Source organism: Streptomyces millisiae (genome assembly GCF_031845425.1).
Taxonomy (GTDB): domain Bacteria; phylum Actinomycetota; class Actinomycetes; order Streptomycetales; family Streptomycetaceae; genus Streptomyces; species Streptomyces millisiae.
In genome coordinates, this window is sequence record NZ_JAVREM010000011.1 from 119,110 (window position 1) to 143,372 (window position 24,263).

The window sequence follows — 24,263 nt, forward strand, 5'->3', positions numbered from 1 at the left end:
GGAAGGCCACGAAAGCTTGAAGGCTTCGGAGGTAACGATGGCAATCGCGCACCAAGAACGGCCGAGCTGGCCCAGGCGCCGCCGCCGGACCGGAAGCACGTCTCGCTCTCTGCCCTACCTGCTGATCGCCCCCGCCGGGCTGCTGATGCTGGGCTTCATCGCCTACCCGATGCTCAGCGTCCTGTACTACAGCCTGCGGGACCACAACGCCACCAAGCCCTGGCGGAACGGGTTCGCCGGCCTCGACAACTTCCGGGAGATCTTCACCGGCGACCCGTTCTTCTGGGACACCCTGGCGTTCAGCGCCCGCTGGGTGCTCGTCGAGGTGAGCCTCCAGCTCGTCCTCGGCCTCGTGCTGGCCCTGCTGATCAACCAGACCTTCGTCGGGCGCGGCCTGGCCCGCGCCCTGGTCTTCTCACCCTGGGCCGTCTCCGGCGTGCTCACCAGCACCATCTGGCTGCTGATCTACAACCCCTCCACGGGGCTCAGCCGCTACCTCGCCGACGCCGGCGTCGGCGAGTACGGCACCTCCGTGATCTCCAACCCCGACACGGCCTTCTGGGGCGCGGTGGTCGCCGAACTCTGGCGCGGTGTCCCGTTCTTCGCGATCCTGATCCTCGCCGACCTGCAGTCCGTCTCCAAGGACCTGTACGAGGCCGCCGGCGTCGACGGCGCCAGCCGGCTGCGCCGCTTCTGGCACATCACCCTGCCGCACCTGCGCGACGCCATCGTGCTGTCCACGCTGCTGCGCGCGGTCTGGGAGTTCAACAACGTCGACCTGCTGTACACCCTCACCAACGGCGGCCCGGCCGGCGGGACCACCACCCTGCCGCTGTACGTCGCCCAGACCGGCATCGACGGCAACGAGTTCGGCTACGCCGCCGCGTTGACCACGGTCGCGTTCGTGATCCTGCTGTTCTGCTCGATCCTCTACCTGCGCCTGAGCAAGTTCGGAGGTGACGACAGGTGACCACCGTCAGTGTCGGCCGCGACACGCCGCCCGCGACCGAGGGGCCGCCGCCGGGGCCGCCCGCCGACCGGCCGCGCCCCCGGCGCCGCCGCCCGCACGACCAGCCGCCGCGCTGGCAGGTCCTCCTGCCGCTCGGCCTCTACCTGCTCTTCACCCTGATCCCGTTCTACTGGATGCTGCTGTTCGCGCTGCGCGAGCCGGGTTCCGACTCGCTGGTGCCCTGGCCCGTCACCACCGAGCACTTCGAGAAGGTGTGGACCGAGCGCAGCTTCGACACCTACTTCGTCAACAGCGTGCGGGTCGGCGTCGCGACCATGCTGATGACGATGCTGGTGGCGCTCTCCGGCGGCTACGCGCTGGCCCGCTTCAGGTTCCGGCTGCGGATGCCGTTCATGCTGGCGCTGCTGTGCTCGCAGTTCATCCCCGGCGCGCTGATGCTGGTGCCGCTCTTCGAGGTGTTCCGCGAGCTGTCGCTGCTCAACTCGCTGTGGAGCGTGATCCTCGCCGAGACCGTCTTCCAGCTCCCGCTGTCCATGATCCTGATCAGCGGCTTCATCAGGAACGTGCCGCCCTCCCTGGAGGAGGCCGCCTGGGTGGACGGCTGCTCCCGGCTGCGGGGCTTCCGTGCCATCGTGCTGCCGCTGCTGCGGCCCGGCCTGGTGGCGGTCGGCTCCTTCGCCTTCGTGCACAGCTGGAACCACTTCCTGTTCGCCCTCATGTTCCTCAACTCGCAAGACCGCCAGACCATCCCGGTCGGCCTCAACACCCTGATCGGCTCCGACAGCGTGGACCTCGGTGCCCTCGCCGCCGGAGGCGTGGTGGCGGCGGTGCCCGTCGTCATCGTCTTCGCCTTCATCCAACGTTGGCTGATCACCGGCTTCAGCGCCGGGGCGGTGAAGGGATGACGCGAGGTCGGGGACGAGAGAGACCACCGGTGACGGAACCACCGCACCCGCACGGAAGATGACCACGAGAGAAATGACCCGTACCAAGATGACCGAGCCGCTGCCCGTCGTGCTGGCCGGAGCCCGCGGGCACGGCAACTGGCATCTGCGCAACATCGCCCGCCTCTCGGCGGCCGGAGTGGTCCGGCTCGCCGGGATCTGCGAACTGAAGCCGCTCACCCCCGAGGAGCTGGCCGTGCTCGGCGACGATGCGGCCGCGCCCGAGCAGTCAGCCGACCTGGGGGAGCTCCTGGCCCGCACCGGCGCCCGGATCGCGGTGGTCTGCACGCCGATCCACACCCATGCCGAACTCGGCCTGCTGGCCGCCGGGCACGGCGTCCACCTGCTGCTCGAGAAGCCGCCCACGCCGTCCATGGCGGCCTTCGAGCAGTTGGCGGCCGGCGTCGCCAAGGCGGGCACCGCCTGCCAGATCGGCTTCCAGTCCCTCGGCTCGCACGCCGTCGAGGCCATCCGCGGCCTGGTCGCGGACGGCGCCATCGGCGCCGTGCGCGGGATCGGCGCCGCCGGCGCCTGGGTGCGCGACGAGGCGTACTGGCGCCGCGCGCCCTGGGGCGGGCACCGCACCCTGGACGGCCGGGAGGTCGTCGACGGCGTGCTCACCAACCCCCTCGCCCACGCCACCGCGACCGCGCTGCGCATCGAGGGCTCCGACCGGGCCGAGGACATCGCCGGGGTCGACCTGGAGCTGTACCGGATCAACGACATCGCCGCCGACGACACCTCCTGCGCCCGGATCCGTACCACCGCGGGCGGACTGATCGTGACCTCCGTGACCCTGTGCGCCGAGCGCCCGGGCGAGCCCTATGTCGTGGTGCACGGCGAGCGCGGCCGGATCACCTTCTGGTACAAGGCCGACGAGGTGCTGATCGAGCGCGAGGGGCACGAGCCGGAGACCGTCCGGCACGGCCGCACCGACCTGTTGGAGAACCTCGTCGCCCATCTGCGGGACGACGAGCCGCTGTTGGTGCCGCTGGAGCGCACCGGCGCCTTCACCCGCCTGGTGGAGGCGGTGCGCACCGCGCCGGAACCGGTCGAACTGCCCGCCGACGCCTGGCGCAGCGAGCCGGGCGAGCGCGGCCCACGCCGCGTCATCCCCGGCGTCGACGAACTCACCGCGCGCGGCGCCGCCGAACTGGCCGGCTTCGCCGAACTCGGCGCGCCGTGGGCGGGCAAGGGCTGGGGGAGCGTGTGAAGGACCCGCACGGCGAGAGCGGCGGCACCTACCGCAACCCGGTGCTCGCGGCCGACTGGTCGGACCCCGACGTCATCCGCGTCGGCGACGACTTCTACCTGACCGCCTCCAGCTTCGGCCGGGTCCCGGGGCTGCCGCTCCTGCACTCCCGCGACCTGGTCAACTGGCGGCTCGTCGGCCACGCGCTGCGCCGTCTCGAGCCGGCCGACAGGTTCGCCGTGCCGCGCCCTGACGGCGGCGTCTGGGCGCCCGCGATCCGGCACCACGCCGGCCGCTTCTGGATCTTCTGGGGCGACCCCGACCTCGGCATCCAGCAGGTCAACGCGCCCGCGATCCACGGCCCCTGGACCGAGCCGCGCCTGGTGAAGGAGGGCAAGGGGCTGATCGACCCCTGCCCGCTGTGGGACGACGACGGCGCGGCCTACCTGGTGCACGGCTGGGCCAGGTCCCGCTCCGGCGTCAAGAACCGGCTGACCTGCCACCGGCTGAGCCCGGACGGCGAGCGGGTGCTCGACGAGGGCCGGGTGGTCGTGGACGGTGACGCGCTGCCCGGCTGGTTCACCCTGGAGGGCCCCAAGTTCTACCGCCGCGACGGCTGGTACTGGATCTTCGCCCCCGCCGGCTCGGTGGAGACCGGCTGGCAGGGCGCCTTCCGCTCCCGCTCGGTCTTCGGCCCCTACGAGGAACGGATCGTGCTGGCCCAGGGCGAGTCCGAGGTCAACGGGCCCCACCAGGGCGCCTGGGTGACCACCGCCGCCGGCTCCGACTGGTTCCTGCACTTCCAACACCGGGGCGCCTTCGGCCGGGTGGTGCACCTGCAGCCGATGCGCTGGGACGCGGACGGCTGGCCGGCGGTGGGCTCGGGCGGCGAACCGGTGCCCGGCGGTCCGCTGCCGGTCGGCGGCCTCCCCACCCAACGGCCCGCCACCGACGACGACTTCCCCGACGGCGGCTTCGGCCCGCAGTGGTCCTGGCTGGCCAACCCCCAGCCGGGCTGGGCGCGTTCGCACCGGGGTGCCGGGCTGCGGCTCGGCTGCCTGCCCACCGCCGACGCGCACGACCTGCGGCTGCTGCCGCACGTCCTGGCGCAGCGGCTGCCGGTCGGCCCGCGCCGGGTCACCGTCGAACTGGCGCTGGACGCCGAGGCCCCGGGCGCCAGGGCGGGGCTCACCGTGCTCGGCGACGCGTTCTCCTGGATCGGTCTGGAGCGCGCCGGTGACGGCGCGGTCCGGCTCGTCCACCGCTTCGCCGAGCAGGTCGCGGAGCGCGAGCGGGACGCCGCGCCGCCCGGACCCGCGCCCACGGGGCGCGCCCTGTTGCGGGTGGACGTCCTGGCCGACGGCCGCTGTCGGTTCGCGGCCGCCGCCGGCGACGCGGACCCGCCGGTCCCGTCCGGCTTCGACTTCGCCGCCGTGGGCTGGGGGTGGACGGGCGCCCAACTCGGCCTGTTCGCCGCCGCGCCGGCCGGCGCCGACGACGCCGGAACGGCCACCTTCACCCGGTTCCGGGTGACCTGAACCACCGGACACACCGAGCGAGACCACGGAACGGCGCACACCAGAGGGGCACAGCACAGCGACCACCTTCTCCGACCCAGGGAGCCGCACGATGAGCACACCCCCGACCCGCGGCGCGGCCGCGGCTCTCACCGCGCTCGTGCTGGCCGTGACGGCCAGCGCCTGCGGTGACTCAGGACAGTCGGCCGGCGCCGAGGGCGACGGCACCGGCGAGATCGTCTTCTGGGACAACAACGGCGGCGTCCGCACCGACGTGTGGAACGAGATCATCGACGCCTTCGAGGAGGCCAACCCCGACATCCGGGTCGAGTACGTGGGCGTGCCGATCGGCGAGGTGCAGTCCAAGTACGACGCGGCGATCCAGGGCGGCGAGGGGCTGCCGGACGTCGGCGGCGTCTCCACCTCCTACCTCTCCAACCTCGTCGCCCAGGAGGCCCTGGAGCCGCTCGGCGACCGGATCGCCGAGAGCGGCCTCACGGAGACCCTGATGCCGGCGATGGTGGAGAGCGTGCGCGCCACCACCGGCGAGGGCGAGGAGATGTACTCGGTGCCCACCTCGGCCAACCAGGGCGTCCTGTGGTACCGCACCGACCTGTTCGAGGCCGCCGGCCTCCAACCCCCCACCACCTGGGACGACTTCTTCACCGCCGCCGAGGAGCTGACCGACCGGGACTCGGGCGAGTTCGGCTTCACCATCCGCGGCGGCGAGGGCTCCGTCGCCCAGGCCCTCGACATGATGTACGCCCAGTCCGGCATCGACTCCTTCTGGGACGGCGAGGAGACCACCGTCAACGACCCGGCGAACGTCGAGGCGTTGGAGCGCTACGTCGGCCTCTACGACACGGTCACGCCGGAGGCCGACCTGAGCAACGACTTCACCAACATGGTCGCCACCTTCACCGGCGGCACGGTCGGCATGCTCCAGCACAACCTCGGCTCCTACCCCGACCACGTGGCCGCCTTCGGCGCGGACCGGGTGGCCGGCGTGCCGATGCCGGCGGACACGGCGGACGGCGCGCACACCTTCGTCTCCAACCCGGTCGACGGCCTCGCCCTCTTCCGGTCGAGCGAGAACAAGGAGGCGGCCTGGCGGTTCATCGAGTTCGCCGCCTCGCACGAGATGAACAGCCTCTGGAACGAGTCGGCCGGCCAGATCCCCGCCAACACCGAGGCGCTGGCCGACCCGTGGCTCGCCGAGGCCCCACCCACCGCGGCCGCCGTCGAGGCGCTGAGCGACGAGGACACCACCATCGTGCAACTGCCCTACCACCTGCCGGACTGGAACAACATCACCAAGGCCGACACCGAGCCCAACTTCCAGCGGCTGCTGCTGGGCGAGATCACCGCCCAGGAGTTCGCCGACGACCTCGCCCAGCGGCTCAACGAGGCCCAGGCCGAGTGGCGGGAGTACCGGGGATGAAGTCGCTGAGACGCCTCGCCGTGCTGGGCTGCGCCGCGTTCGGCCTCGGCCTGCTGCCGCCCGCCGCCGCCGTCGCGGAACCGGCGGCCGCCTCCTGGGACCCGGCCCGCGCCGTGCTGCGGGACGGCGACGGCTGGGGCTCGGCCGAGGGACCGGTGACCGGGGGCTCGGCCGCCGACGCCGCGCACGACTACACCGTCACCACCAGGGAGGAGCTGGCCGCGGCCCTCGCCGCCGACCCTGGGGCGCCGCGGATCATCCGGGTCCGCGGCACCATCGACGCCAACACCGACCCCACGGGCGCTCCGCTCAGTTGCGCGGACTACGCCACGGACGGGTACCGCCTGGACGCCTACCTGGCCGCCTACGACCCCGACACCTGGGGCGACGCCGACCCCTCGGGGCCGCTCGAGGAGGCGCGCGCCGCCTCCGAGGCCCGCCAGCGGGCCCGCGTCGTGCTCTCGGTCCCCTCGGACACCACCATCGTCGGCGAGGGGCGCGACGCCCGGCTGCTGGGCGCCACCCTGGACGTCCGGCGCCGGGAGAACGTCATCGTCCGCAACCTCACCTTCGAGGACACCTTCGACTGCTTCCCGCAGTGGGACCCGACCGACGGTGAACTGGGCGCGTGGAACTCGGAGTACGACAGCCTGGTGCTGTACGGCTCGCGCCGGGTCTGGGTGGACCACAACACCTTCACCGACGGCCGCCGCCCGGACGCCGACCAGCCCAGCTACTTCGGCCGCCCCTTCCAGCAGCACGACGGGCAGTTGGACGTGGTGCGCGGCTCCGACCTGGTGACGGCGAGCTGGAACGTGTTCACCGAGCACGACAAGACGCTGCTGATCGGCAACGGCGACGGGGCGGGCGCCGACGACCGGGGCCGGCTGCGGGTGACGCTGCACCACAACCTGTTCCACAACGTCAACTCCCGCACCCCGCGCGTCAGGTTCGGGCAGGTCGACGTCTACAACAACCACTTCGTGCAGGACCCGGGCGCCGCGTACAGCTACTACTGGGGCGTCGGCCTGGAGTCGGCGCTGGTCGCCGAGTACAACGCCGTGACGCTGCCCGAGGGGATCACCCCGGCCGAGGTCATCCGTCGCTGGAACCCCGGCACCTCGATGACCGAACACGGCAACCGGGTCGACGGCCGTCCCGTCGACCTGTTGGCGGCGTACAACGCCGCCAACCCGGACGCCCCGATAGGCGCGGGCGCCGGCTGGACCCCGACGCTGCGCTCCCGGGTCGACCATCCCGTGGTGGTCCCGGCGCTCGTGGGCGTGTGGGCGGGCGCCGGCCGGCTGCCGACCAGGTAGGTGAGGAGAAGCGAGATGACGACGATCGAGACCGCGGTGCGGGGCACGGTCGCCCCGGGATACGAGCCGGTGCGCGAGGAGTTCGCGGCGCTGCTGGCCGGCGAGCCCGGGCTCGCCGCCCAGCTGGCCGCGCGGGTCGACGGCCGGCAGGTGGTCGACCTGTGCGGCGGTCCCGACCTGGCGGGGGACTCGCTGCTGGGCGTCTTCTCCTCCACCAAGGGCATCGCCTTCCTCGCGGTCGCGCTCCTCGTCCAGGAGGGCCTGCTCGACCTGGACCGTGAGGTCCGGGCCTACTGGCCGGAGTTCGCCGCCGCGGGCAAGGCGGGCGTGACGGTGCGCGAGCTCCTCGGCCACCGGGCCGGCCTGGTCGGCGTCGACGGCGGCTTCTCGCCGGCCGAGGTCGCCGACGACGCGGCGATAGCCGAACGGCTGGCCCCGCAGCGGCCGTACTGGCGGCCCGGGGCGGCCTTCGGCTACCACTCGCTGACCATCGGCGCGCTGGCCGGCGAACTGGTCCGGCGGGTCGCGTCCGTCGGGCTGAAGGACTTCCACCGGAGCCGCTTCGTCGAGCCGTACGGCGTCGACTTCCACCTCGGCGTGCCGGAGGGCGAAGCGGGCCGGGTGGTGGACGTGTTGCCGCCGCTGCCGGCGGCGGAGCCGGCCGAGCCCGTGGAGCCGGACAGCGTCTCGGGCATCGCCTACAACCTCCAGCACCCCACGCAGGTCGACCTGCCGGCGCTGCCCAACCACCCGGCGGTCAGGGCCGGCGGCCCCGCGTCGGTCGGCGGCTTCGGCTCGGCCCGCGGCCTGGCGGCGCTCTACGCGGCCGCGCTCGACCTGCTGACGCCGGACACGGCGGCCGAGTGCGCGCAGCCGTACTCGGTCGGCCGTGACCTGGTGCTCGACATGGAGCGCGCGTACGGGCTCGGCTTCATGGTCGCCGTGCCCTACCTCGGCGCCCGCGCCTTCGGCCACGACGGCGCCGGCGGCTCGATGGCCTTCGCCGACCCCGCGGCCGGCCTCGCCTTCGGCTACACCCGCCGCCGCGTCCCCACCCCCGGCGGCGCGGGCCCGGACGCGACCCGGCTGGCGAAGACGATCCGCGCCTGTGCGGGGTCGCTTCGCTGATCAAGCCGTGTCCGCCCTGGCCGCGCCGTCGGCGCGGCCAGGGCGGACACCACGCGGTGCCGGCCTACGCCGCCCGCGCCACGGCTGACGCCCCTTCGAGGCGCGGTGTTGGCCCGACCGCTGGCCGGCGGACGCGGCACCAGGGAGCGACGGCGGCTGGGCCGCTACGCGGCGGCCCGCGCCACGGCGCAGCGCCACGGCTTTGCCGCGCAGCGCCACCGCTTCGCCGCGCGGCGCACGCGCGGCGCCACCGTGTCAGTGGGGCCAGATGGGCGGTTCGGTGACGAAGTGGCCGCCGAGGCGGGCCTGTTCGGGGCGGGTGAGGTCGAGCTCGCCGTGCTCGGCGACCAGCTTCTCGGCGAACTGCTCGGAGTCGTCCTGTGGTTCGTAGCCGATGGCCCTGGCCGTGGAGAGGTCCCAGACCGAGCGCGTGTTGGCCGAGGAGCCGTAGACCACGGTGTGCCCGACGCCGGGGGAGCTCAGCGCCGCGTCGAAGAGCCGCGCGCCGTCGGCGGGACTGAGCCAGACCGACAGCATCCGGACCGAGGTGGGCTCGGGGAAGCAGGAGCCGATGCGGACCGAGACGGTCTCGATGCCGTGCTTGTCCCAGTAGAGCTGGGCCAGGTCCTCGCCGAAGCACTTGGAGAGGCCGTAGAAGGTGTCGGGCCTGCGGGGCGTGTCGACCGGCACCGGCGGCTCGCCGGGCGCCGGCCAGGGAGTGAAGCCGACGGCGTGGTTGCTGGAGGCGAACACCACGCGCCGCACGCCCGCTTCGCGGGCCGCCTCGTAAACGTTGTACGTGCCCTCGATGTTGGCCCGGAGGATCTTGTCGAAGGAGGACTCCAGGGAGATGCCCGCGAGATGGAGGACGGCGTCGACGCCGCGCACCGCCTCCCGCAGGGCGTCCCGATCGCCGAGGTCGGCGACGATCGCGTCCGGGGCGCCGGGCACCGGCACCAGGTCGAGGCTCCGCAGCCGGTAACCGAACCGCGGCAGCAGCTCACGCATCAGCGTGCCGACGCCCCCCGCGGCGCCGGTGAGGAGAACGGTGCGTTCAGCGTGCTCGGCCGCGACCATCGTCAGCTCCGTTCCGATTGTTATCGTTCATATATGGGGACAACCTAGGGGGTGGCTCCCCCCTCGTCAACGACATCTTGACCTGCTCATTGCGGCTCATCTAGCGTGTTCGTTCAGCTATGTGGACACCCGTCACAAACGTGCACCGGCGGGCAGCCTCGCAGAGAGACTCGCAGGGAGAATCGCATGACGGATGCCGGGCTTGCTGCCCGCCTCGAAGGGCTGCTCTTCTTCCCCGTGACCCCCTTCGACGCCGCCGGCGCGCTCAACCTCGACGCCTACCGCGCCCATCTGCGCGCCGGCCTCGACGCCGGCCCGGGCGCCGTGTTCGCCGCCTGCGGCACGGGTGAGTTCCACGCGCTGACCCCCGACGAGTACCAGCGCTGCGTCGCCACCGCCGTCGAAGTCGCCGCCGGCGCGGTCCCGGTGATCGCCGGCGTCGGCTACGGCACCGCCGTCGCCGCCGACTTCGCGCGCCGCGCCGAGGCCGCCGGCGCCGACGGGCTGCTGGTCCTGCCGCCCTACCTGGTCAAGGCGGGTCAACGCGGCCTGCTGCGGCACTACACCGCGCTGGCCGACGCCACCGGCCTCCAACTCATCGTCTACCAGCGGGACAACGCCATTCTCACCCCGGAGACCGTGGCCCGGCTCGCCGGCGACCCGCGGATCATCGGCCTGAAGGACGGCGTCGGCGACCTCGACCTGCTCCAGCGCGTCATCTCCGCGGTCCGCACCGCCCACCCGGACCGCCCGGAGTTCCGCTACTTCAACGGCCTGCCGACCGCCGAACTCACCGGCCCCGCCTACCGGGGCCTGGGCGTCACCCTCTACTCGTCGGCCGTCTTCTGCTTCGTCCCGGAGATCGCCCTGGCCTTCCACGCCGCGCTCGGCCGGGACGACCACGCCACCGTCCGCCGCCTGCTCGACGGCTTCTACCGCCCCCTGGTCGAGCTGCGCGACCGGGGCAGCGGCTACGCCGTCTCCCTCGTGAAGGCCGGCGTCCGGCTGCGCGGCCTGGACGTCGGCGAGGTGCGCGCCCCGCTCGCCGAGCCGGAACCGGCGCACGTCGCCGAGCTGGCCGCCCTGATCGACACCGGACTGAAGCTGATCGACCCCGAGGTGACCCCCTGATGCGCGCCGGAGCCTTCCTCTACCCCTGGGACGTCGTGGCCGACCCGGCGGCCGCCGACCGCGTCGCCGAACTCGGGGTGGCCCAGGCCACCCTCGCCTCCGCCTACCACTCCACCCGCGCCCTGACCCCGCGCCACCGGCTCCACCGGATCGTGACCGCCCGGCACTCCGCCGTCTACTACCCGCCGGACGAGGCACGCTGGGCGGGCCGCCGGCTGCGGCCGCACCGCCAGAGCTGGGTGCTGGGCGACGACCCCTTCGGCGAGGCGGCGGAGCGGCTCGCGGCCGCCGGCGTCGAGCCGCACAGCTGGGTGATCCTGGCCCACAACAGCCAGGTCGGCGGCGAGCACCCCCAGTCGACCGTGGTCAGCGCGACCGGCGACCGGTACCCGTGGGCGCTGTGCATCGCCCGCCCCGAGGTCCGCGAGTACGCCGCCACCCTGGCCGCCGAGGCCGCCGTGCGCCCCGGCGCGGCCGGCGTCGAGCTGGAGTCCTGCGGCTGGTACGGGCTCGACCACCTGCACGCCCACGACAAGATCGGCGGCGCCTCGCTCGGCCCGGTCGGCGGCCAGCTGATGTCGCTCTGCTTCTGCGGGGTCTGCCGCGACGGCTACGCCGAGCACGGCGCCGACCCGATGGAGCTGCGGGAGGCCGTGGTGCGCGCCCTGGCCCCGTTCTGGAGCGGCCGGGACCGCCCCGCGCCGCCGGTCCGCGACGCCGAGTGGGCGGCCGTCGTCGAGCTGGTCGGCGAGGAGTTGGCCGCCGCGGCCGCCGGCTGGCGGACCGCCGTGGCGCGCGCCTTCCAGCGCGAGATGGTGGCCGCCGTCCGGGCCGCCGCGCCCGCCGGCTTCCGGGTGCTGCTGCACGCCGAGCCCGACTGGTTCCGGCTGGGGGCCAACGTCGGCGTCGACCCGGCCGACGTGCTGGCGCACGCCGACGGCGTCGTCGTGCCGGCCACCGGCGACGACGCGGCCAGGTCGGCGACGCTCGGGCCCTTCGTCCCGCACCTTGGTCCCGGCGCTACGCTGGCCGCGAACTTCCAGGTCGTCGCCGGCATGGGGGGCCGACCGCACGAGCTGGCCGCCGACGCCGCGCACGCGGCCGCGCTCGGCGCCACCGAGCTGCGGCTTTACCACGCGGGCCTGGCCACGACGGACGACCTCGACGCGGTGCGGGAGGCGCTGGCGAAGCTCTGACGACCGCCGGAGGACCGCTGGGCGGCGATTCGGTAACGGTGCGGCATCGTGTTACACGTGGAAAACCCACGAACCTCACTGAGCGGGCACAATCCCTCAGTCCCCACCCGTCAGTCGTCAAGGATTCAACGATGCCGTCACCGCCGCTCTCCCGCCTGGACTCCTACTTCCAGATAACCGAGCGGGGCTCCACCATCGGCCGGGAGATACGCGGCGGCTTCGCCACGTTCTTCACCATGGCCTACATCCTGGTGCTGAACCCGATCATCCTGGGCGGGGCGACCGACATCAACGGCGACCAGCTCTCCTTCCCGCAGCTGGTCACGGTCACCGCGCTGGTCGCCGCCGTGATGACCGTGCTGATGGGCGTCACCGCCAACCTCCCGCTCGCGCTCGCCGCCGGCCTCGGCATCAACGCCATGGTCGCCTTCCAGATCGCGCCCCGGATGACCTGGCCGGAGGCCATGGGTCTGGTGGTGCTCGAGGGCGTCATCCTGTGCCTGCTGTCCGCCACCGGCTTCCGCGAGTCCGTGATGAACGCCATCCCCATGGCGCTCAAGCAGGCCATCGGCGTCGGCATCGGCCTGTTCATCGCGCTCATCGGCTTCGTCGACGCCGGCTTCGTCACCGGCCACGAGGGGGCCCCGCCGCTCTCGCTCGGCGCCGGCGGCGAGCTCGCAGGTTGGCCCGCCCTCGTCTTCTGCTTCGGCGTGCTGCTGACCCTCGCGCTGCTGGCCCGCAGGACCAAGGGCGCCATCCTGATCAGCATCCTGGCCACCACCGTGCTGGCCATGGTGATCAACGCCGTCGCCGACATCGACGAGGCCGCCTGGGGCCTGTCCGTGCCCAGCCTCCCCGACGACATCGTCGCCAGCCCCGACTTCGGCCTGCTCGGCCAGTTCAGCCTCTTCGGCGCGTTCGGCGAGATCAGCCTCATCACCGTCGTGCTGCTGGTCTTCACGCTCTTCCTGACCGACTTCTTCGACACCATGGGCACCGCCGTCGCGGTCAGCGGCGAGGCCGGGCTGCTCGACGAGCGCGGCCGGGTGCCGCGGCTCGGCCGGATGCTGTTCGTGGACGGCCTGGCCGCCGCGGCCGGCGGCGCCGCGTCCGCCTCCTCCAACACCTCGTACATCGAGTCGGCCGCGGGCGTCGGGGAGGGCGCCCGTACCGGCTTCGCCAACCTGGTGACCGGCGGCCTGTTCGCGCTGGCGCTGTTCTTCTCGCCGCTGGCCGCCGTCGTCCCCTCGCAGGCCGCGGCCCCCGCGCTGGTGGCGGTCGGCTTCCTGATGATGCTCCAGGTCGGCGCGATCAACTGGACCGACCACACGCTGGCCATCCCGGCCTTCGTCACCATCGTCGTGATGCCGTTCACCTACTCCATCACCAACGGCATCGGCGCCGGCTTCGTCGCCTACGTCGTGATGAAGGTGGTCACCGGCCGCACCCGCGAGGTCAACTGGCTGGTGTGGATCACCGCGGCGCTGTTCGCCGTCTACTTCGCGATCGACCCGATCAGGCAGGCCCTCGGCGTCAGCTGACCCCGGCGGCCGGCGACGGCCCCGGCACCACTGACCGCCACGCGGCTCAGAGGTGCCGGGTCGCCATCGCCAGCCGGTCGCGCGCGTCGAACAGCGCCTCCTTGACCAGCTGCTCGTGCGCCGGGGTGAGCCTGGCCACCGGCACCGAGCAGCTGACCGCGTCCCGGGCCGGGGTCCGGTAGGGGATGGCGACGCCGAAGCAGCTCAGACCCAGCGTGTTCTCCTCGCGGTCCACCGCGTAGCCGCGCTCCCGCACCTCGCCCAGCTCCTCGATCAGCCGCTCCCGGTCGGTGATGGTGTGCTCGGTCAGCCGCTCCAGCGTCTCGGGCAGCAGCTTGCGCACCTGTTCGTCGGTGTGGGTGGCGAGCAGCGCCTTGCCGAGCGAGGTGGAGTGCGCCGGCAGTCGGCGGCCGACCCGGGTGAAGGGGCGCAGGTAGTGCTCGGAGGCGCGGGTGGCCAGGTAGACGACGCTGGTGCCGTCCAGCCTGGCCAGGTGGATGGTCTCGGTGGTGTCGTCGGAGAGCCGGTCGAGCGTCGGCCGGGCCGCCGCCACCACCTCGTCACCGTCGATGTACGAGGTGCCCACGAGCAGCGCGCGCACCCCGATCCCGTAGCGGGTGCCGGTGGCGTCCGTCTCGACCCAGCCGAGGTCGACCAGGGTGCGCAGCAGCATGTACAGGCTGGACTTGGGGTACCCGACCGCCGCCTGCACGTCCGCCAGGGAGTGCATGCCGGGGCGCCCGGCGAAGAACTCGAGCAGCTCCACCGTGCGCACGGCCGACTTGACCTGGGGCGCCCCCGCCGTCTCGCTCACTGACACCGACCTTGACCCCCTTGTTCGCGCCGCTATAGAGTCCCCAAAGATATTCACATACAGGGACGATGTTCAGAATCTCGAACATTAGCATGCGCCCGGCAGGAGGAGCGATTCCGGTGGCAGTACCAGTGTGGAGCGTGGACCCGCGAACCGGAAAGCAGCGTGAGCAGGTGGCGACCGAGGCGACCGCGGCGGAGGTCGACGCCGCCGTCCGGGCCGCCCACGCCACCAGGGCCGCGCTCGCCGACCGCGACACCCGCATCGCGCTGCTGCGCGCCGCGGCCGACCAACTGGAGGCCGACGGCGAGGCGATCATCGCCGCCGCCGACGCCGAGACCGCCCTGGGGACCACCCGCCTCACCGGCGAACTCGGCCGCACCACCGGCCAGTTGCGCGCCTTCGCGGACGAGGTCGCGGACGGCGGCTACCTGGACGTCATCATCGACCACGCCGACGGCTCCCTCACCCCGCCCCGCCCCGACCTGCGCCGGTACAAGATCCCGCTGGGCGTCGCCGCCGTCTACTCCGCCTCCAACTTCCCGCTCGCCTTCTCCGTCCCCGGCGGCGACACCGCGAGCGCGCTGGCCGCCGGCTGCCCCGTGGTCGTCAAGGCGCACCCCGACCACCCCGCCACCTCGGAGCTCGCCGGCGCCGCGCTGCGCCGCGCGGCCGCCCAGGTCGGCCTGCCGGAAGACGTGATCACCGTCCTGCACGGCTTCGAGGCCGGCGTCGAGCTGATCAAGCACCCGCTGGTCAGCGCCGCCGGCTTCACCGGATCCATCCGCGGCGGCCGGGCGCTGTTCGACGCCGCCGCCGCCCGCCCCACGCCCATCCCGTTCTACGGCGAGCTCGGCAGCCTCAACCCGGTGGTGGTCACCGAGGCCGCGGCGGTCGAGCGCGCCGGCGAGATCGGCGGCGGCCTCGCCGGCTCGATGACCATGGGCGTCGGCCAGTTCTGCACCAAGCCGGGCCTCGTCTTCGCGCCCGCCGGCGGCGCCGGCGACGAGCTGCTGGCCGCCCTCACCAAGAAGGTCGGCGAGGCCGCCCCCGGGGTGCTGCTCGACGGCCGCATGCGCGAGGCGTTCCTGGCCGGCGTCCGCGAGCGCGCCGCGCTCGACGGCGTCGAGACCCCGGTCGCCGCGGGCCCCGGCGAGGCCAACACCGTGGCCGCCGGCTTCCTCACCGTGGACGCCGACCGGCTCGCCGCCGAGGGCGCCCACGACCTGCTGCTGGAGGAGTGCTTCGGCCCGGTCACGGTCATCGTCCGCTACGCCGACGCCGACCAGGTCACCGCCGTGCTCTCCCGCCTGCCGGGCAACCTCACCGCCACCCTCCACCTCGGTGAGGCGGAGGGCGCGGGCGAGGGCGGTCAGGGCGGCCGGCTGCTCGCCGAACTCACCCCGATCGCCGGCCGGATCCTGGTCAACGGCTGGCCCACCGGCGTGGCCGTCACCGCCGCCCAGCACCACGGCGGCCCCTACCCGGCCACCACCTCCACCTCCACCTCGGTCGGCGCCACCGCCATCGAGCGCTGGCTGCGCCCGGTCACCTACCAGAGCGCCCCGCCCGCCCTGCTGCCGCCCGAGCTGCGCGACGACAACCCGCTGGGCCTGCCGCGCCGGGTCGACGGGCGCCGCGAGCACTGAGAGCGGGGGCTTCGGCCCAGCGGCTCGACCACCGTCATACAAACAGCGGAGTTCACCATTCCGGTGAATAGGCCGTATGTATGACGGTGGTCTCGCGTTCACCTTCAGGGCTTTTCGACGCCACCGACCGCCCCTAGCCTCACGTCACCGATCACAAGACGATTCAGACGCATCAGGACGTGAGGACTCGCGATGTCAGCACAGCGCCCGGTCTTTCCCGAGGTCGACCCGGACGAGGTGAGCTCCAACCCCTCAGGCAACCGGACCTTCGGGGAGGTCGTCGAGAAGCGGATGTCCCGCCGCGCGGCCCTGAAGGGCGGTACGGCCGCCGCCGCGGGCTTCCTGGTCGCCACCCAGCTCGGTGGTTCGACCGCCGTCGCCGCCGAGTCCGCGCAGGCCCCCGCCTCCCGGGGCGGCCGCCGCCCGCTGCTCGGCTTCGACCCCGTCCCGACCCACAGCGACGACACCCTCACCGTTCCCGAGGGCTACCGCACGCAGGTCCTGATCCCCTGGGGCACCCCCATCCGCCCCAGCGGCCCGCGCTGGCGCAAGGACGCCTCCAACTCCGCCGCCGAGCAGGCCGAACAGGTCGGCATGAACCACGACGGCATGCACTTCTTCCCGCTCGGCGGCCGTGAGGGCAACCGGCGCGGCCTGCTCGTCCTCAACCACGAGTACGTCGACCAGCAGCTCCTCTTCCCCGACGGCGACGACGAGATCACGGCCGAGAAGGTCGCCAAGGCGGTCGCCGCGCACGGCGTCAGCGTCGTCGAGATCGAGCGCCGCGACGGCACCTGGCGGGTCGCCGAGTCCCGCCGCGCCCGCCGCGTCACCGGCGACACCCCCGTCGACTTCTCGGGCCCGGTCCGCGCCAACCACCCCAGCCTGCGCGCCGCCGACGCCCCGGCCGGCACCCTCAACAACTGTTCCAACGGCTACACCCCGTGGGGCACCTACCTCACGTGCGAGGAGAACTGGAACAACTACTTCGGCACCGAGGACTCCGACTGGCAGCCGACCACCAGCCAGGCCCGCTACGGCGTCTCGCGGACCGGCGGCGGCTACCGCTGGCACGAGGCCGACTCCCGCTTCGACCTGGCCGCCAACCCCAACGAGATCAACCGCTTCGGCTGGGTCGTCGAGATCGACCCGACGAAGCCAGACGCCAAGCCGGTCAAGCGCACCGCGCTCGGTCGCATCAAGCACGAGGGCTGCACGGTCACCGAGTCCCGCGGCCGCGTCGTCGCCTACACCGGTGACGACCAGGACGGCGACTACATCTACAAGTTCGTCGGCGACGGCAGCTGGCGCGTGCAGCGCGCCCTCGGCCGCAGCCCGCTCGACCACGGCACCCTCTACGTCGCCCGCTTCGAGGACGACGGCACCGGCGAGTGGCTTCCCCTGGTCCACGGTCGCGGCCCGCTGACCCGCGCCAACGGCTGGGCCGACCAGGCCGACGTGCTGCTGCGCACCCGGGAGGCCGCCGACGCGGTCGGCGCCACCAGGATGGATCGCCCCGAGTGGATCGCGGTCAACCCGCGCAACCAGGACGTCTACTGCACGCTGACCAACGGCAGCGGCTGGAACAGCGCGGTCAGCCCGCGCAAGCCCAACCCGTACGGGCACATCGTCCGGTGGACCGAGCACCGGCGCGACAACACCGCCACCACCTTCGAGTGGGACATCTTCGTGCTCGCCGGTGACCCCGAGTACGACCCGTCCGTCGAGCTCGACGAGACCAACATCTTCGGCTCCCCTGACGGCCTCGCCTTCGACGACGACGGCCGTCTGTGGATCCTCACCGACGTCTCCAACTCCTCGCAGAACCTGGCCTCCAGGGGCTACGACAACATCGGCAACAACCAGCTGCTGGTCGCCGACCCGGACACCGGCGAGATCCGCCGCTTCCTCGTCGGCCCGCGCGGCGCGGAGATCACCGGCGTCGCCTTCACGCCCGACCAGAAGACCCTCTTCGTCAACGTCCAGCACCCGGGCGAGGCCACCGCCGCCTATGGCGAGCCGACCCCGGACAACCCCCGGGCGGTCAGCAACTGGCCGGACTTCGACCCCGAGGGCCGCCCCCGCTCCGCCACCGTCGTCATCACCCGCGCCGACGGCGGCGTGGTCGGCGCCTGACCCTTCCGACGCGCGGCGGAGGGCGGCCCCCGGCGGGGGCCGCCCTCCGTGCCGTGCGGGTCAGAACGCGGCCCCGGCCGGCTGCCGGAGCGTGACGTTGATCCGGTTCCAGGCGTTGATCGCCGCGATCGCCATCACCAGACCGGCCAGCTGCTCCTCGTCGTAGTGCCGGGCCGCCTCGTCCCACACCTCGGTCGGCACCCCCTCCGCGTTGTCCGCGATCCGGGTCGCGGCCTCGGCCAGCGCCAGCGCGGCCCGCTCGGCGTCGGTGAAGTAGGGCGCCTCCCGCCAGGCCGCGACCGTGAAGAGGCGCTCGTCGGTCTCCCCGGCCTTCCTGGCGTCCCTGGCGTGCATGTCCACGCAGAAGCCGCAGCCGTTGATCTGGCTGACCCGCAGCTTCACCAGCTCCTTGACGGCGTGCGGCAGCGGGCTGGCCGAGACGTACGCCTCCAGCGCCAACATCGCCTGCATGCCCTTGGCGGCCGGCTTCCTGATGCTCATCCGTGCCTGCATGTCTCCTGCTCTCCTTCTGCCATTTCCTGGATGTCCAGGATGTTTGATATCCAGATTTCGGGCGACGGCGCGCCTCGGGGGCCGTGCGCCGCGCCCGCTACCCCCGGCGGCTGGCGAACCAGTCGCGGGTGCGCTGCGGGGTGCGCGGATGGCGCCGCTCGACCGTCGCCCTGATGTCGGCCAGCGTCTGACCCGCCAACTCCTTGCGCCAGGCCAGCTCGGCCCGCCGCATGGACTGCGAGACGGCGCACGCCAACCGGTAGTCGACGTCCTCCCGCCCGTCGGGACCGTTGCGCAGCACCTGCTCGCACCGGAACGCCTCGCCCGGCCCCTCGATCGCCGTCACCACGTCCAGCAGCGTGATCTGTTCGAGCTCCCGCGCCAGCCGGAAGCCGCCACGCGGCCCGGGTGTCGACGTGACGATCCCGGCCCTGGCCAACGCCTGGAGCTGCTTGTTCAGATACGCGGGCGGAAGGTCGTAGAACGCCGCGAGCCGCTTGGCCGTCATCGCCTCGCCCGGCTCTGCCCAGGCGAGGTTGAGACAGCTGTGCAGCGCCCACTCGACGCCCTCGCTCATCCGCATAACCTGGATACTAGACCTCCAGATTCGCCGCTGGCAACCCCTGGCCGGCGGTGGACCCGCCGGCCAGCGGGCCGGGGCCGCCTGACCGGCGGGTCAGCCGAGGTTCTTCTCCAGGGCCTCCAGATAGCGCTTGATGGAGTGGTCCCTGACCCCGTCCGAGGCCGGCGCGAAGGCGTCGGCGGTCAGGCCCTTGGCCCGGTCGGCGAGGCCGGTCAGCAGCGGCATGGAGTCGTGGATCCGGCCCTTGCTGTCGATGTACCGCAGCTCCTTGACGTGGGTGTAGGCCGGCTCCGGCGGCACCTGCGGCACGATGTCGTTGTTGTTGACGAAGCGGTACGTCCGCTGCCCGAAGCCCTGGTTGTACGCCTCGGCCAACGTCAGGTCGCAGGCCCGGGGTTGGCCGTAGGTGTAGACGCCGTCCGCGAGGAGGCGCGGGTCCTCCATGTGCATGCGGGCCCCCGCCAGCATGGCCAGCGCCCCGCCGAGGCTGTGGCCCGTGAACCAGACCGTCTGGCCGTTGTCGCGGAGTTCGGCCACGGCGTTCTTCACGTCCGGCCAGATGGAGTCGAGCGCCTCGCCGAACCCGTAGTGGACGTAGCCGGTGCCGCCGTAGCCGGGCCAGGGCGGGGTGGTGGAGTCGGACAGCCAGTCCTTGATCTGCGCGGGCTCGGTGCCCCGGAAGGCCGTGACGATCATCCGGTCGCTGGCGGCGGTGTACGCCTGGGTGTCCTCCAGCGGGAACGGCGGCGTGAAGCGGGACTCGTGGTGCCGCACCCGGTCGAAACCCCAGTTCCGCGTCTGGTCCTCGATGGTGGACTGGTCCTTGTAGGCGAGGTCGGACGCCTGGGCGAGCGCGTAGGCGTGCGGCACGCTGTACGCGCGGGCGCCGTGGTCGAAGCCGGCGGTGACGGTCACGTGCGGGTCCCTTCGGGGTGAACGACGGTGGTCACCGTCCGTGGTATCCCGGCGCGGCGCCCGACGGGCGGCGCCGCAGGGCCGGTTCACCCGAAGAGCGGAAGCGGTGAAACGCCGGTGGGCGCCCACGCGCGTCCCTAGACTGTGGGACACACCTTGGGGGAGGACCGATGTTCCCACGCGCGCCGCGCACGCGCCGTCTCTGCGCCTGGCTGCTCGACTTCGCCGTCGTGCTGGCGGTGGCCACCCTGCTCGGCTGGCTGACGTTCAACCGGATCAGCGCCCAACTGACCGACATGACGGCCCTGGCGGGGACGACCGCCTGGGAGGTCGTCACCTCGGACGGCGACCTGGTGGGGGCGAGTCAGGACGTCGGGGAGTCGGTGTGGCGCTCTGCGGTGGACGCCGTCTGGCAGGCGTTCGCCGCGCTGGTGGCCTTCACCTTCGGCTACTACTTCGCCTCGCTCGCGCTCATGAGCCGCACGCCCGGGCAGGCGCTGACCAACCTGCGGGTCCAGGGGCGCGAGGGGGCGGACCGGCCGAGGCGGGGCCGCTGGGCGGCCCGCGCCGCCGTCCTCACGATGGTCGACGTCGGCTGGTACTCGCTCGCCTGCTGCCTGCTGGTCGGCGGCGACATCGCGCTCTCGGTGCTGTGCTGGATCGTCGCCGTGGCGGTCTTCGCGCTCAACGCGCTGCTGGCGCTGGTCGGCGCGCGGCGGTCGCTGGGGGACCGGCTGACCGGGACGGCGGTCGCCAGTGCCTGGCAGGTCGGCGCCACCTTCGCCCGGATCGGCGACCGGGTGCGGCGCCGGGGCCCGGCCGACGGCGACCTGCCGGCCGAGCCCCTCAGCCCCGCCTGACCTCCCCGCGGTTCCGGCGCCGGACCTTGACGGCACGCAGGTCCGTGACCGCGACACGGAGGACCCGGTGCGGGAAGCCGTGCGCCGCCAGGGCGGCGAGGGCGCGGGCGGTGGCCTCGGCCTCGCCGTCGCGGTCGTCCTCGACCGGCACCTGGCAGCGGAACGAGAACGCCGTCATCGTCCGGTCGCAGGTGAAGGCGCCGCGCTCGGTGTAGGCGGGCCCGAGCAGCCCGGGCTCGGCGGCCAGCCGGGCGCGGTCGGCGTCGCTCAGCCCTTCGAACGCGCCACGGACGGTGACCCGGAACACGGTCACTCCTCTCGGGGGGCTCGGGTGGCGTACTCGAGGATCGGGTCGCCCAGGATCTCCTCGGCCGCGTCGAGCAGCGCGAGCACGGCCTCCGCGATGGCGTCCGGGGGCTGCCCGGCGCTGATCAGCCGGCCGATCTCGGAGAAGACGAGGGCGTGCAGCGCGCCGAGCTGGTGCGCGACCACCCGGGGGAGCGGGGCGTCGGGCGCGGCGCCCGTCTCCTCGGCCAGCACCACGGCGAGCGCGGCGGTCATCTGCTGGCCCAGCTGTTCGAGGCGGGCGGTCAGGGTGGGGGCGGCCCGCATCATCGCGTAGACGCGGGCGAAGCCCTCGGTCAGCCCCAGGTTCGGGTCGCGCCGGTGCACCTCGTCGCGGAGCCGGCCGAGCACGGCCCGGGCGGCGGACTCGCCCGGCGCGCGCTCCCTGACGAAGTCGGCGAGGCGGCGCCCGAACTCCTGGTCGCGCGGCAGGACCAGGTCCTCCTTGGCCTCGATGTAGTTGTACAGCGTGTTCACGGATACCTCGGCGGCCTCCGCGACCTCGGCGATCGTGACGTCGTCGAAGCCGCGCGCCACGAAGAGCTCGGTGGCCGCCTCGTGGATGCGCTGGCGGGTCTGGCGCTTCTTCCGCTCCCGCAGACCCTCGGTGCTGGGCGTCATGGGCGCAGTCTAGCCGAAAAGATGAAGCGCATAGCAAAACCTAAGTGCATTGCATGTTTACAGCGCGCTGTGCTTTTATCGGCCGCATGTCCTCACCCGTCATCACCACCCGGGGGCTCGCCAGGACGTTCCGGCTCAGGACCGGCCCCGTCCACGCGGTGCGCGGCATCGACCTGACCGTCGAACGCGGCGAGATCCTCGGCTTCCTCGGCCCCAACGGCGCCGGCAAGACCACCACCCTGCGCATGCTCACCACGCTGCTGCCGCCCACCGGCGGCCAGGCCGAGATCGCGGGACACGACCTGCGGCGCGACCCGGACGCCGTGCGCCGGCGGATCGGCTACGTGGCGCAGTCCGGCGGCCTCGACCCCGCCTGCCCGGCCCGCGAGGAGCTGGTCACCCAGGGCAGGCTGCACCGCCTCGGCCGGGCCGAGGCCGCGGCCCGGGCGGCGGAGCTGGCCGCCGACCTCGGCCTCGGCGAACTGCTCGACCGGCCGACCGCCGCGCTCTCCGGCGGCCAGCGCCGCCGCCTGGAGATCGCGCTCGGCCTGGTCAACCGCCCCGAGGTGCTGTTCCTCGACGAGCCGACCACCGGCCTCGACCCGGCCAGCCGCGCCGACCTCTGGCAGCTCGTCCGGCGGATCCGCGACCGGGACGGCACCACCGTCTTCCTCACCACCCACTACCTGGACGAGGCCGACGTGCTCGCGGACCGCATCGTCGTCGTGGACGGCGGCACCGTCGTCGCCGAGGGCACCGCCACCGAGCTCAAGCGCCGCCACGCCGGCGACCCGGCCGCCAGCCTCCAGGACGCCTTCCTCGCCATCACCGGCCGCGCCCCGGCCGACGAACCCGTCGCTGTCTAGACAACCCGTTTCAGGAACTCACCGTGACCCTGCTCACCGACACCGGAATCGTCTTCGGCCGCGCCCTGCGGGCCACCCTCCGCTCGCGGACCAACGTGCTCTTCGCCATGCTCCAGCCGCTGCTCTTCCTCGCCCTCTTCGGACCGCTGCTGACCGGGCTCGACCTGGGTACCGGCGGCTCGTCGTGGCAGGTCCTCGTCCCCGGCGTGCTCGTCCAACTCGCCCTGCTCGGCGGCACCTTCGTCGGGATCGGCCTGCTGATGGACCGCAACCTCGGCGTGTTCGACCGGCTGCGGGTCACCCCCGTGAGCCCGCTGGCCCTGCTGCTTGGCCGCACCCTGCGCGACGTCGTCCAACTCCTCACCCAGGCCCTCGCCCTGGTGCTGCTCGGCCTCGCCTTCGGGCTGCGGGCACCGCTGGCCGGGGTGGCGATCGGCCTGCTCCTCGTGGGCGTGCTGGCGGCGGCGCTCTCCGCCCTCTCCTACGGTCTCGCCACCCTGGTGCGCACCGTCCCGGAGTTCGCCTCCGTCGCCAACACGGCGGTGATGCCGCTGATGCTGCTCTCCGGCCTGCTGCTGCCGATGACCCTGGCCCCGGCCTGGCTGGACGGCGCATCCAGGGCGGTGCCGTTCCGCTACACCGTGGACGCGGTGCGCGAGGCGTTCCTCGGCCACTACGCCAGCGGGACCCTGGCTGTCGGCGCCGCCGTCACCGTCGCCCTGGCGGCGCTCTGCGTGCTGGCCGGCGCCCGGGCCTTCCGCCGGCAGCCGGCCTGAGCCGACCGCCGGCGGGCGTGCGGCCGGCGTCTACTGCGCGGCGCCGCGCCAGACCGTGAGATCCACGGTCACATACTGGCTGGACGAGTCGACGGGCGCGTACTCGACGACGGTGACCAGGGCGATGTCCCCGCTGGCGGTGGTCAGGCAGATCTCGGAGCCGGGCGGCGCCTCGTCGTCGAGGAACCCGTCGGTGTACCGGGTCACCGAGCGGCAGGTGTCGAGCGAGCCGGTCTCGTCCTGCCGGAGCAGGGCCAGGGTGTTGTCGTCACCGGTCACCAGCGAGCGGTCGTACGAGATGATGCTCGCCCCCAAGTAGCCGAGGTCGCCCTCGTAGCTCGGGCCGAGCTCCGTCCGCTCCGGGCTCGGCGGGTCCTGGTAGAGCGAGATGACGTGGTAGTCGGGGATGGAGACCCCCTCGTAGGTCACCGGTTCGGGTTCGGCCGGCGGTTCGGATGTGGTTTCGGAGGGGGTGGTCTCCGTCTCCTCCTCCGCCGGGGTGGTCTCCTGGTCGGTGGGCGTCTGGGACGTCTCGTCGCCCGCGGCGTCGTTGTTGGTGGGGTTCTCGTCGTTGCCGCCGTTGAGCAGGGTGGCGCCGACGACCGCGCCGGCGACGACCGCGCAGACCGCCAATGCCGCGAGGAGTGCGTTGCGGCCGCGTCGGCGCGGCGGTGGTGTGGGGGTGTAGGGGGGTGTGGCGGGTGCGGTGGCGTGGAACGCCGCCGGGGG

22 protein-coding genes and 1 pseudogene are annotated in these 24,263 nt (G+C 73.2%); 15 read left to right on the forward strand and 8 right to left on the reverse strand.

The features are described 5' to 3' along the window. Positions 1–37: 37 nt before the first annotated feature. From RNC47_RS12565 to RNC47_RS12595, 7 genes are all read left to right on the forward strand, one after another. A complete protein-coding gene (locus RNC47_RS12565) occupies positions 38–970 on the forward strand; it encodes a carbohydrate ABC transporter permease (RefSeq protein WP_311598293.1) in 933 nt (310 codons plus the stop codon). Next, the gene (locus RNC47_RS12570; protein ID WP_311598295.1) at positions 967–1,875 is read left to right on the forward strand and encodes a carbohydrate ABC transporter permease; all 909 of its coding nucleotides are present in this window, start codon (positions 967–969) and stop codon (positions 1,873–1,875) included. Before RNC47_RS12565 ends, RNC47_RS12570 begins: the two co-directional genes overlap by 4 nt. Before the next feature lie 73 nt (positions 1,876–1,948). Beyond that, positions 1,949–3,127 (forward strand): Gfo/Idh/MocA family protein, encoded by a 1,179-nt coding sequence (locus RNC47_RS12575; RefSeq protein ID WP_311598297.1) that lies wholly within the window; start codon positions 1,949–1,951, stop codon positions 3,125–3,127. Continuing rightward, positions 3,124–4,644: a glycoside hydrolase family 43 protein gene (locus RNC47_RS12580; protein WP_311598298.1), complete on the forward strand. Its 1,521-nt coding sequence runs from the start codon at positions 3,124–3,126 to the stop codon at positions 4,642–4,644. Before RNC47_RS12575 ends, RNC47_RS12580 begins: the two co-directional genes overlap by 4 nt. Positions 4,645–4,735: 91 nt before the next feature. Next, positions 4,736–6,064 carry an ABC transporter substrate-binding protein gene (locus RNC47_RS12585; RefSeq protein WP_311598299.1) on the forward strand — a complete coding sequence of 443 codons (1,329 nt, stop codon included), beginning with the start codon at positions 4,736–4,738 and terminating at the stop codon, positions 6,062–6,064. After that, positions 6,061–7,383 carry a pectate lyase family protein gene (locus RNC47_RS12590; RefSeq protein ID WP_311598301.1) on the forward strand — a complete coding sequence of 441 codons (1,323 nt, stop codon included), beginning with the start codon at positions 6,061–6,063 and terminating at the stop codon, positions 7,381–7,383. The genes RNC47_RS12585 and RNC47_RS12590 overlap by 4 nt, the downstream gene beginning before the upstream one ends. A gap of 15 nt (positions 7,384–7,398) precedes the next feature. Continuing rightward, a complete protein-coding gene (locus RNC47_RS12595; protein ID WP_311598302.1) occupies positions 7,399–8,511 on the forward strand; it encodes a serine hydrolase domain-containing protein in 1,113 nt (370 codons plus the stop codon). 255 nt (positions 8,512–8,766) lie between these two features. Here the strand turns inward: RNC47_RS12595 and RNC47_RS12600 are convergent, their stop codons facing one another. After that, positions 8,767–9,588: an NAD-dependent epimerase/dehydratase family protein gene (locus RNC47_RS12600; protein WP_311598304.1), complete on the reverse strand. Its 822-nt coding sequence runs from the start codon at positions 9,586–9,588 to the stop codon at positions 8,767–8,769. A gap of 186 nt (positions 9,589–9,774) precedes the next feature. Between RNC47_RS12600 and RNC47_RS12605 the strand changes: the two genes are divergently transcribed. The 3 genes from RNC47_RS12605 (at position 9,775) to RNC47_RS12615 (ending at position 13,456) form a co-directional block, all read left to right on the forward strand. Next, positions 9,775–10,719 carry a 5-dehydro-4-deoxyglucarate dehydratase gene (locus RNC47_RS12605; RefSeq protein ID WP_311598306.1) on the forward strand — a complete coding sequence of 315 codons (945 nt, stop codon included), beginning with the start codon at positions 9,775–9,777 and terminating at the stop codon, positions 10,717–10,719. Continuing rightward, a complete protein-coding gene (locus tag RNC47_RS12610; RefSeq protein WP_311598308.1) occupies positions 10,719–11,915 on the forward strand; it encodes a hypothetical protein in 1,197 nt (398 codons plus the stop codon). The genes RNC47_RS12605 and RNC47_RS12610 overlap by 1 nt, the downstream gene beginning before the upstream one ends. Before the next feature lie 131 nt (positions 11,916–12,046). Continuing rightward, complete coding sequence (locus RNC47_RS12615; RefSeq protein WP_311598311.1) at positions 12,047–13,456, forward strand: NCS2 family permease; 1,410 nt, start codon at positions 12,047–12,049, stop codon at positions 13,454–13,456. A 46-nt stretch (positions 13,457–13,502) separates the two neighbouring features. Here RNC47_RS12615 and RNC47_RS12620 read toward each other — a convergent pair whose 3' ends face one another. After that, on the reverse strand, positions 13,503–14,276 hold the full coding sequence (locus RNC47_RS12620) for an IclR family transcriptional regulator (protein WP_311598313.1): 774 nt from the start codon (positions 14,274–14,276) through the stop codon (positions 13,503–13,505). Between the two features lie 113 nt (positions 14,277–14,389). On the opposite strand from RNC47_RS12620, the gene RNC47_RS12625 reads away from it, so the two are divergent. Both RNC47_RS12625 and RNC47_RS12630 read left to right on the forward strand, forming a co-directional pair. Further along, a complete protein-coding gene (locus RNC47_RS12625; RefSeq protein WP_394814763.1) occupies positions 14,390–15,919 on the forward strand; it encodes an aldehyde dehydrogenase (NADP(+)) in 1,530 nt (509 codons plus the stop codon). 192 nt (positions 15,920–16,111) lie between these two features. Continuing rightward, positions 16,112–18,055: a PhoX family protein gene (locus tag RNC47_RS12630; RefSeq protein WP_311598316.1), complete on the forward strand. Its 1,944-nt coding sequence runs from the start codon at positions 16,112–16,114 to the stop codon at positions 18,053–18,055. Between the two features lie 60 nt (positions 18,056–18,115). Here RNC47_RS12630 and RNC47_RS12635 read toward each other — a convergent pair whose 3' ends face one another. The 3 genes from RNC47_RS12635 to RNC47_RS12645 form a co-directional block, all read right to left on the reverse strand. Continuing rightward, positions 18,116–18,526 (reverse strand): carboxymuconolactone decarboxylase family protein, encoded by a 411-nt coding sequence (locus RNC47_RS12635; RefSeq protein ID WP_387096516.1) that lies wholly within the window; start codon positions 18,524–18,526, stop codon positions 18,116–18,118. Positions 18,527–18,665: 139 nt separating this feature from the next. Further along, a complete protein-coding gene (locus RNC47_RS12640) occupies positions 18,666–19,145 on the reverse strand; it encodes an RrF2 family transcriptional regulator (protein ID WP_394814766.1) in 480 nt (159 codons plus the stop codon). Between the two features lie 99 nt (positions 19,146–19,244). Continuing rightward, positions 19,245–20,066: a lipase family protein gene (locus RNC47_RS12645; protein ID WP_311598321.1), complete on the reverse strand. Its 822-nt coding sequence runs from the start codon at positions 20,064–20,066 to the stop codon at positions 19,245–19,247. Between the two features lie 170 nt (positions 20,067–20,236). Between RNC47_RS12645 and RNC47_RS12650 the strand changes: the two genes are divergently transcribed. After that, on the forward strand, positions 20,237–20,926 hold the full coding sequence (locus RNC47_RS12650) for an RDD family protein (RefSeq protein WP_311598323.1): 690 nt from the start codon (positions 20,237–20,239) through the stop codon (positions 20,924–20,926). On the opposite strand, the gene RNC47_RS12655 is transcribed toward RNC47_RS12650, so the two are convergent. Then, positions 20,913–21,233, reverse strand: a complete 321-nt coding sequence (locus RNC47_RS12655; RefSeq protein ID WP_311598325.1) for a DUF6204 family protein — start codon at positions 21,231–21,233, stop codon at positions 20,913–20,915. The genes RNC47_RS12650 and RNC47_RS12655 overlap by 14 nt on opposite strands. Positions 21,234–21,235: 2 nt before the next feature. Continuing rightward, complete coding sequence (locus RNC47_RS12660; RefSeq protein ID WP_311598327.1) at positions 21,236–21,892, reverse strand: TetR/AcrR family transcriptional regulator; 657 nt, start codon at positions 21,890–21,892, stop codon at positions 21,236–21,238. 86 nt (positions 21,893–21,978) lie between these two features. On the opposite strand from RNC47_RS12660, the gene RNC47_RS12665 reads away from it, so the two are divergent. Both RNC47_RS12665 and RNC47_RS12670 read left to right on the forward strand, forming a co-directional pair. Beyond that, on the forward strand, positions 21,979–22,758 hold the full coding sequence (locus RNC47_RS12665) for an ABC transporter ATP-binding protein (RefSeq protein WP_311598329.1): 780 nt from the start codon (positions 21,979–21,981) through the stop codon (positions 22,756–22,758). A gap of 23 nt (positions 22,759–22,781) precedes the next feature. Next, complete coding sequence (locus tag RNC47_RS12670) at positions 22,782–23,534, forward strand: ABC transporter permease (protein WP_311598330.1); 753 nt, start codon at positions 22,782–22,784, stop codon at positions 23,532–23,534. 30 nt (positions 23,535–23,564) lie between these two features. On the opposite strand, the pseudogene RNC47_RS12675 reads toward RNC47_RS12670, so the two are convergent. Beyond that, positions 23,565–24,263 (reverse strand): annotated as a pseudogene (locus tag RNC47_RS12675) (hypothetical protein); the annotation flags it as partial.